General features: G+C 41.3%; 9 protein-coding genes. 2 read left to right on the top strand and 7 right to left on the bottom strand.

The genetic code is table 11. From position 1 onward, the window contains the following. Positions 1–56 precede the first annotated feature (56 nt). On the bottom strand, positions 57–803 hold the full coding sequence (locus VIM89_RS21840; RefSeq protein ID WP_488158314.1) for a LytR/AlgR family response regulator transcription factor: 747 nt from the start codon (positions 801–803) through the stop codon (positions 57–59). Next, complete coding sequence (locus VIM89_RS21835; protein WP_488158313.1) at positions 800–1,912, bottom strand: sensor histidine kinase; 1,113 nt, start codon at positions 1,910–1,912, stop codon at positions 800–802. The genes VIM89_RS21840 and VIM89_RS21835 overlap by 4 nt, the downstream gene beginning before the upstream one ends. A gap of 699 nt (positions 1,913–2,611) precedes the next feature. On the opposite strand from VIM89_RS21835, the gene VIM89_RS21830 reads away from it, so the two are divergent. Then, positions 2,612–3,184, top strand: a complete 573-nt coding sequence (locus tag VIM89_RS21830; RefSeq protein ID WP_488158312.1) for a hypothetical protein — start codon at positions 2,612–2,614, stop codon at positions 3,182–3,184. Between the two features lie 110 nt (positions 3,185–3,294). On the opposite strand, the gene VIM89_RS21825 is transcribed toward VIM89_RS21830, so the two are convergent. From VIM89_RS21825 to VIM89_RS21805, 5 genes are all read right to left on the bottom strand, one after another. After that, positions 3,295–3,483: a YtxH domain-containing protein gene (locus VIM89_RS21825; protein WP_488158311.1), complete on the bottom strand. Its 189-nt coding sequence runs from the start codon at positions 3,481–3,483 to the stop codon at positions 3,295–3,297. Positions 3,484–3,566: 83 nt separating this feature from the next. Then, the gene (locus tag VIM89_RS21820) at positions 3,567–4,070 is read right to left on the bottom strand and encodes a hypothetical protein (RefSeq protein ID WP_488158310.1); all 504 of its coding nucleotides are present in this window, start codon (positions 4,068–4,070) and stop codon (positions 3,567–3,569) included. 55 nt (positions 4,071–4,125) lie between these two features. Then, positions 4,126–4,602 (bottom strand): hypothetical protein, encoded by a 477-nt coding sequence (locus tag VIM89_RS21815; RefSeq protein ID WP_488158309.1) that lies wholly within the window; start codon positions 4,600–4,602, stop codon positions 4,126–4,128. A gap of 36 nt (positions 4,603–4,638) precedes the next feature. Then, a complete protein-coding gene (locus VIM89_RS21810; RefSeq protein ID WP_488158308.1) occupies positions 4,639–6,828 on the bottom strand; it encodes a penicillin acylase family protein in 2,190 nt (729 codons plus the stop codon). Positions 6,829–7,221: 393 nt separating this feature from the next. Beyond that, on the bottom strand, positions 7,222–7,512 hold the full coding sequence (locus VIM89_RS21805; protein WP_488158307.1) for a YciI family protein: 291 nt from the start codon (positions 7,510–7,512) through the stop codon (positions 7,222–7,224). Positions 7,513–7,820: 308 nt separating this feature from the next. On the opposite strand from VIM89_RS21805, the gene VIM89_RS21800 reads away from it, so the two are divergent. Beyond that, positions 7,821–9,053 (top strand): vanadium-dependent haloperoxidase, encoded by a 1,233-nt coding sequence (locus tag VIM89_RS21800; RefSeq protein WP_488158306.1) that lies wholly within the window; start codon positions 7,821–7,823, stop codon positions 9,051–9,053. Positions 9,054–9,081: the final 28 nt, after the last annotated feature.

Genomic DNA, 9,081 nt, shown 5'->3' with positions numbered 1-9,081 from the left:
GACTTCCGACTTCCGACTTCCGACTTCCGACTTCCGACTTCCGACTTCCGACTTCCTTAAATCCACTTTCCCACAAACTGGCTGAATGCTTCTTTGTATTGATCGCCTACCGCAATCAGCATTTTGCCGATTTGCACAGAGTTTTTGGTCATTGAGGTAACCTTATCCAATGATACGATGAATGATCTATGCACACGCATAAATCTTTTAGACGGTAACTTTTCTTCCAAAGCTTTTAAACTGGTAAGGGATAATATCGCCTTGTCTGCTCCTTTTAAATGAACTTTCACATAGTCCTTCAATCCTTCTATGTATAAGATATCATCTAAAGCAATGCGCACAAGTTGGTATTCTACTTTTAAGAACAAATAATCGTCATCAGCCTGCTCTTCTGAGATAGTTGGAATAGGCGCAGCTGTAGTTGGTCGATTTACTAATTCATGATAATTGAGCGCTTTTTGCGCAGCACGCAGGAACTCTTCATAATTGAAAGGCTTTAGCAGGTAGTCCAACGCGTCAACTTTGTAACCTTCGAGTGCAAACTGATTATATGCTGTTGTAAAAACAACCCGCGGTACATCGGCGCCTTTGCCTAATACGCGCGCCAGTTCGATGCCGTTCAGGTCTGGCATTTGAATATCCAGGAATATCAGGTCAAGCTTTTGCTGGTGGATGGCCTTTAATGCATCAACCGCGCCTGAGTAACGTCCAACCAGATTTAAAAATGGTGTCTGCTCGATAAACTTACAAACCAGGCCGAGCGCTAATGGCTCATCGTCAACTGCTATACAATTCAGGGTCATGACAAGTCGAGGATTAAGTGAACGGTATACTCATTATTGGCATTCAATTCGTCAATCTCCAGTTTGTATTTATCGGGATATAAAAGATCCAGCCTGCGGCGGGTATTAACCAAGCCGATACCACTATTTGTATCCAGGCTTACGCTATTATCATTGATGATCGAATTTTTTACGGTCAGGTCAAGAACACTGTCTTTTTGCAAAATCACAATATCAATATGGCTGGGCTGGGTTGCGCTCACACCATGCTTAAAGGCATTTTCTACAAAAGGCAAAAATATCATGGGCGCTACCGGCTTATCATTCAGCTTTGTCGGCTCATCAAAATTTATTTTGACTACATCCGTCAGGCGCAATTTCATCAGGCTGATATAATCCTTCACAAACGCCAGCTCCTGGCTCAGCATAGTGTTCGCTTGTTGTGTATCGTATAATAAATAACGCATCATCCGCGATAATTGATGGATAGCCTTCCCGGCCACTTCCGCATCTACCTGGGTGAGTGCATAAATGTTATTCAGCGTATTAAAAAAGAAGTGCGGGTTAATTTGCGCCTTCAGGAAAGATAATTCAGATGTTACCTTATCTTTCTCCAGTTCCTCGCGCGCCTGTTTATCTTTTTGCCATTTCTGGATGGTGGTAATGCTCGTGCTTATGCCCAATACCAATGCCGTTATAGTCATGGTGAGGGTATCAAAGCCGTGGCCACCTCCGCCTTTTTCAGGTTTTTGTGGCCGATGGTGCGTTAGCTCCCAGCCCTGTTTTTGCCAGCGTTTATGAAATGCAGCATCAAACAATTGATGCAGGTTTAATGCCCTATCTACCCAGCCACTCAGGAATACTATTGCCAACACAATCACAACCACGAACGTCAGGTAATACCCCGTGCGGTTCTTCAATAGAAATCGCGGTACAAGCACCAGCGAATTAAGATAAAAAGCAGCCACAATTGTGCTGAGCACGATCACCTGCTTTACCCAAAACTGGTAGGGTATATCTATGTCCGAAAAAAATGGCTGATAGAAGAAAAGTAAAACGCCGAATACCGCCCATATCAATATCTGGATCAATATTCCTATCAACCGGCTTTGGGATCTTGGAGCAAACATTATCGAGTTAAATTACAATCATTTATTTACAAATACATTATCTGAGGCTACAATATTACCCATCAGGACATTGCCGGACAATCTAAACCGCTCTGCAGCCATTTTTTACCGACGAAGGGTAAAATGCACTCTTTGAACAGCCATTTCAGTGATTCACCGGTTAAGAATCGATTTTATATGGAAAAAGTCAGCGCCCGTCTATATATAAGCGGCAACCGTCTATTCTATTTTTTTGTATCCGGATTATGAGATTGTTTTGAGGATACATTAACCAAAACTTACACAAAAGACCTTCCATCCTTGAGAAAGATGGTAGCAAAGGATCAATAAACATGAGGTTGATCTGATTTAGTGATGGCGTTCCGGGTGAGATCCGGAACGTTTTTTATTTCAGGCCACAGAAAATATTGCCCATTGATTTATAAATTATATTTTTAATTAAATACAAATCAACGAGATAACAATCAAATATTGGGGAATCCATCCGCCCAACAAAGCTGCTTTTCAATTAAATCATGAGCTGATTTTCGTTATTAGAAATTGTAAAATACTTGTTACAATAATAAAAACGCAGAATTCGCAGAGCTTAAAATGTTAATAACCAACCTCAAATGTTGAAAAGTTCCCTCCAAAAGCATCCAACTTCCGAACAATAGCATCGTATAAAGCGTTACTTAGTAGTTAAAGATAATTGTTCGCATGAGGAAATTTTTATTAATGTCTATGGCAGGCGTTATATTTCTTGGTGCATGTCAAAAGAAAGCTGAGAACAACCCGTCCCCCGTTGCACCCAGCACCCCAGTTATACCGCCTGCCACACAGACTGTAGCCGCGCAAACCGACACCATCCCTGATGGTAGTATGTTTAAGATCAAACTTCAGTTGGATTCAACTGCCATTGATGAAACTTTATTAATGTTCAGGCATTCTGCTTCCTGTAATTATTCAAGCTCGCAGGATGCACCCTATTTTCCAGGTTTTGGGAGAGGGAGTTTATCCAGTGTCACCCGCGATGGCATAGGTTGCACCATACAAACCTTACCATTTTCTCCGGGCTGTACTGTTCGGCTGAGGGTAACAGCTAAAAATGATGGTGTGTATCTATTAAAAACGAGTCTTACCAAAAACATTCCTGCCAATATGGGTATATGGCTGAAAGATGCCTACCGGAAAGACTCCCTGAATATCAGGATCTGGAATTACCGTTTTGATGTTATTAAGTCGGATACCAATACTTATAGTGCGGGCAGGTTTAGTGTGGTGATGCGTTGATATCTTGAACTATAATTTTACTGATTTTTTGACGGACTATGATTATATTAATATATTTCCTTTTAAGGTCATAGTTTTCATTTAATCAAATAAATCATAGTTCAGATGGCTTACACATGAAAACGTTCAGATACCTGATCGATGGTGTATTCTACATACTTTTTTGCGCGGTCAAAATAATCCGGAGCGTCTTCCAGCAATTCTTCCAGTATCGATTTGCCGTTTTCCTTTTCTTTCGTCAGATAGTAAATGCCATACCCTACAGCGGCGCCTATCGCCATAAATTTCAAAATACGCATAACAGTGCAGCTAAACTTTAAATAAAGTTACAAAAATGGAATAACAGAGTTGTTCCGCAAATTATTTTATAGAAAGATAAATTTTAATTGATCTCTTCGTGTTCCAGTTGGTGGATCATCGGGCTATCGAAGCTAAAACGAAGGTCGCTTTCTATTTTTTCGCGTGTAGGGCGAATGAAAATAAAGTAAGCAGACATTAACCCGGTAAGAAACAGAAAAAATATATTGCCACTGAGGATATAAGCTACTATTGCAAATACAGCAGGCCCTTGTATCAGTATGAAACGGGTGATCAAAATAGATTGGTACCCTGTGAGTTTTTCCTGAATGTTTTCCTTTTCACGCAGTACATATTTTTGTTTCTTAAATATCAGGTAACCACCAAAGAAACCGCCCAGTGCAAGTACTGGGGCAATAAATACAAACTGGTCGTCCATATTCATAACGCCAAAATACATCCTGGTGGTTTGGGCAAAGGCCGCAATTGCAAAAAGCATCTGGAATGCCAGCAGCGCCATGTGTGTAAACACAAGCGTTTTAAGTGTGCTGTCGGGAGTGATCGATTTGAAGGTTCTGTTGTAGTCCATGGGTGTGTTTTTTATAACAACAACCCACTTTTACGCAAATAAAGCAGTAAGGTTACTATTTCTCATCCAGTTGCACTGTGCCCGATCTTTTATCAAGGCTTACGTTGATGACCGTCGTAAAAAGCGAATTATCAAAACGGTAAATATTTTGATAAGCATCCTTCCCCTCGAAGATCAGCGTCATGGTTGAACGTTTGGCCTGGGTATATAGTGAATTAAGATCCTGGAAACGCAACGTGTGATAGATCACCTGCCGGGTGGTATTGCCGCTCATCATCTGGTTACTTTCACCAAGTGACAGGGTTTCCGCTGTTGCTGGATCAATGCGGTTGCTTTTAAAATGCTCGAAACTTTTCCCGTTGATCGTAATTTTTCCAAGAGGTTTAAAACCTTTGTTTATGATCAGGAAGTTATGCACCTGGTCGGTAGTCATAGCAGTAAGGCCCTGCAACTCTTCTAACGACAAACTCTGGGCGCGGCATGCCACACCTACGAAAAGTAATATTCCTGCAAACAGATATCTTTTTATCATATCAGTCATAAAAAAAGAAAACATCATCCCTATAGCTTATTCGCCTGGATGATAGCTTTTTACGGCATGTTTAAGCACATCGTTACGGTAAAACCAGATGTCTTTAAAATGCCCGTTAATAAAACCTTCGGCTTGGTCTGTAAAATGCTCAGACGACGGATCAAACGATTCGCCACCGGTGATAATACTTTTAGCCTTCAGCCGCGGACCAAATTCAACAGCCGCAATAAAACTATTGCCGCTATAGCCATACCGTTTTTGTGTATTCACAGTTTTGCTCTGGAACGATGGCAGCTGTCCAAACTGCGACCCTACCAGTGCAACGGGTATGCTTGGTAATTTATCGTCAAATGTTATGCCATCGGCAGGCCGTTGATATCGATTTATCGCGCCCCATTCTGTTTTCCATGTTCCATAATGTTTTTCGAGGCTTTTTATCGATTCGCTGAAAATTTCGAGTTGCCTTTGCGGACTCAGTTTTTTGAGCATTTGCGCAAAACGAATTATCTGATAGGAAGATTCTTCCACAGTTTTCGCATGCGGCATTTCTTCCATCAATCTGGTGCCCCATTCTACCGCGATAGTTGTTGCCACTGAATTTGCAGCCGAGCGACGATCCCATTTTTTCATGATATCAACAGGTTCTGCAAGTGCTTTTTTGATTGAATCATTGGCTGATTCGTAAGCACTAAATAGTGGTGGTAATGCGTCATCAAACATCGCAAGATAATGATCATAACCTTTGGCTATCAGTTCATCAAGCGTCACATTTTTGGCATTGCTAAATAACCGCAGCGCATTGATGCCCCGGTAATTTTGACCGTCGGTTGCCATATAAGCCGGATACTTGTTCTTATCAGGACTGCTTGTACCAGAGCAGGTATAAGGTGTCGAGTTGCAATTTTCTATCCAACCGGTGGCGGGGTCATAAACATGTACGATCTCGTTCAGCAAATGCGTTCCCTTCCATTCTGTTGCTGAAATAGTGCCATCCACAGGCAAGGTCCAATCTAATTTTGGATCGCGTCTCGGCATAAAGTTACCGTTCCAGAAAGCGATGTGGCCCTTATCATCAGCATAAACGGTGTTATTGCTGCCGTTGGAAACCAGTTGCATAGCCTTTTTATATTCCTCAAAATTATGAGCCTTGGTTATCAGCCATGATTCGAGCAAAGCATTGTAGGAACGGTTGTTTGATCGTAAAGCCAACCATTTGCCGTTGCGGGCTCCTAATACAGGCCCGTGATCGGTATAATACCCGGTTATGGTTCGACGTTCGGTTTGTTCACCATTTTTAATATTCATAACCAATTGCCGGGTGATCACTGGTTTCAGTTTACCATCGTATTCATAGTACCATTTGCCATCTTTTTTGGTCACTTTTTCGGCATACAGGTCAGACACATCGGCATTACTAGTGGTGTGCATCCATCCGCAATGCGGATTAAACCCCTGGTAAACAAAAAAATTACCCCAGGTAGCAGCGCCGTATGCATTCAGGCCTTCGTCACTTACAACATGCACCTCATCCCTGAAATAAAAAGGCACATGCGGATTGATATATAACATGGCATGTCCGGATGCCGTTCGTGAAGGCGCCAGGGCAAATCCGTTTGAGCCGGTTTCCCTTTCGATGATTATGTTCTCTACTGTGTGAGGAGATGATACAGCTCCCAGGCTTTCCGGTCCATTGCTATAAAAACTCTGCGTTTCCTTAATATTGATACCCCCGGTTTGGGTTGCCGAAACGCTACCATCGGTAAACATCAGCGCATACCAGGGCTCAAAATGGTGAAAAACAGCAGGTTTTACTTCGGAATGTTTATACAGATAGTAGTTAATACCATCAGCAAAGGCATCCATCAGTTTTTTAAACCACGGCGGACTTGCCTTATAATCTTTTATTGCATCGGCACTATCTGCAATCAGCTGCAGTTGTATATCGGTATATAATTTACTTTCTCCATCCGCCTCAGATTGACGGCCGAGCTGGTATAAATAGTTCCGTTCTATTCCCTTAAAATTTTCTTCGCATTCTGCATACATCAATCCAAAAACTGCATTTGCATCAGTTTTTCCGTAGATGTGCGGGATGCCCCAATTATCACGAATAATAGTTACCGACTTCGCCTCATTTTTGAACCGCGTGATCTCAGTTTTTGTAAAACTCTGAGCGGCACAGTAAAACGGTGTAAAAAGTAAAATTGCAGAAATTATTTTTTTCATTTTTTTTAAGGCTTATCGTAACAATAGGTATAAATATGCATCAAATGCCTGTTATTTTAACATAATTGGTTATAATTGTAGCAATAACATTTAATTTTTATTGCCGAATAAAATTTAAGTTTGCTCCGATACAATTTTTAGCCGAAACATCTGTTCATTAATATTGAAAAATATATTGATCTTTTGAAAACAAAAGCCTCAATCGATTGATATACAATGTATAAATATTTAGGCCTGTCCCAAACAAAAACAGGTTCCATTTGATAACACAAGATCGAAACCGATCATAAAGAGCTTGGATCAATATTCAAATATTATCTGAGATTTAGTTGATTCAACATTATTGAGAGTGATGTTGAAGTGCGTTCCGGGGTGAGATACGGAACGCATTTTTTATTTTACCGGTATCACCGCCCTCATCGGATAATATTCATAACGATTGATACTTGTTGCCGGGTCATTTTTGATCAGCTCTTTCAATTGTTCTTCAGTCTCCGTTTCAATTACGCCTATCCCATATACTTCTTTAGGATCCATCACCGGGCCAAATACTACAACCAATCCTTTGTTCATCAGTTCGGTCCAATAAGCGACATGCTGAAGCATAATGGCTCTTTCTTCTGCGGTCATGTCTTGTGCAAAAGTTGGCCGGTTTGGATTTAGTTTTAAAAAGTAATGAGGCATAATTCTTACAATCGGTTATGATCAAAGATAATGTTCCGTTCTCAATGATAGAAAAGTTAAAATATGTTAATCTCTTCTTTCCTTAAAATAATGAGGTTATTTTTGAGCTTTCATAACAGTTCTCCTGCCCAGGGAATGAAGCCGGGGTTGTTTGAGGCAGCACCGGTTTTCATTTTTTTATAGCCATTAATATTATAAAAGAAACCTGCCGGGTTAAAACAATATCTTTAATATCTACTTAATAGATAGATTTTGTATATTTAAAATATTTATTTTAGCTTTGATGAATAAACTTAAATCGTAAAGCCATGCGCTATAACTACAAACCCATTCACATTCTGGCATTTGCAATATCAACATATCTATTACCACAAAAGGCCAAAGCTGATGTGGTAACAGACTGGAATCTGATCACTGTTAAAGCAACCAAGGTTGCCAAATACAACAGTAACTTGAGCAGCCGTATTGAAGCGATTGAAGCAATTGCTGTTTACGATGCTGTGAATTCCATAAAAAAAATAGGTACTCCGTACCATTTTTACGTGCCGCCTACCCAGCCTGCCTCAGCACAGGCGGCAGTAGCACAGGCAGCACATGATGTCCTGGTAAACTATTTCCCTGCACAAAAAGCTCACATCGATTCGGCTTTGACACTCAGTTTAAACAAGGTAAATGATGGTCCGGTTGATGCAGGTAAGGCTGTCGGTGCAGCGTCTGCGGCTGATATTATCGCTTTGCGTGCAAATGATGGGGCTGACCCTAATGTCAGCTATCCCGGACCAGCGAAACCAGGCGTTGGCGAATATCGCCCCACTCCGGCAGGGTTTACTCCCGGTATTAACCAGCAATGGGGAAAAGTAAAACCATTTCTTTTGAAATCGGATTCGCAATTCCGTCCGGTGGCTCCGCCTGCTGTTAGTTCAGACGATTTCAAAAAGGCTTTGGCATTGGTTGAGGAGTTAGGCTCATCTACCAGCACAAAACGCACCGAAGATCAAACACATATAGCACAATTTTATAAACAGGATGCGGAACTGACAGTGAATGAAGCTGCACGTGCATTAGCATTACAACATAAAACATCGCTTGAAGTGAATGCGCTTGCATTTGTCCTGGCCGATATTGCTGAAGCCGACGCACGGATTGCTATTTGGGACGGCAAATATAATTACTTGTTATGGCGGCCGGTTACAGCGCTTAACGCGGATGCTGATGGCGGTGTAACCAATAACTACACAAAGTGGAAGCCATTATTAGAAACTCCTCCGCACCCATCCTACCCTTGCGGACATTGCGGTACAGTTACGGCTGGATTTGAAGTATTAAAAAAGTTTTTTGGCGACACGAATACCATCGAACTTCATACAACTACTCCGGGTGAACCTGCAAGAACTATTACGTCGTTGACAAAAGGTGAAGAAGAAAATGGCTGGAGCCGTGTTTATGGCGGCATCCATTATTCGTTTGAAAAAGATGCATCTCAAACCCTTGGTGAAAGCATAGCCCGGTACGTTTTAGAGAACGGTCCTAAAAAGAAATAAAATTACTTACGGATTAAATTTATAAAAA

Origin of the sequence: Mucilaginibacter sp. (assembly GCF_036568825.1) — a bacterium.
GTDB lineage: Bacteria > Bacteroidota > Bacteroidia > Sphingobacteriales > Sphingobacteriaceae > Mucilaginibacter.
Note: the sequence above shows the minus strand (reverse complement) of the source record. Positions and strands in the feature narration are given on the sequence as shown.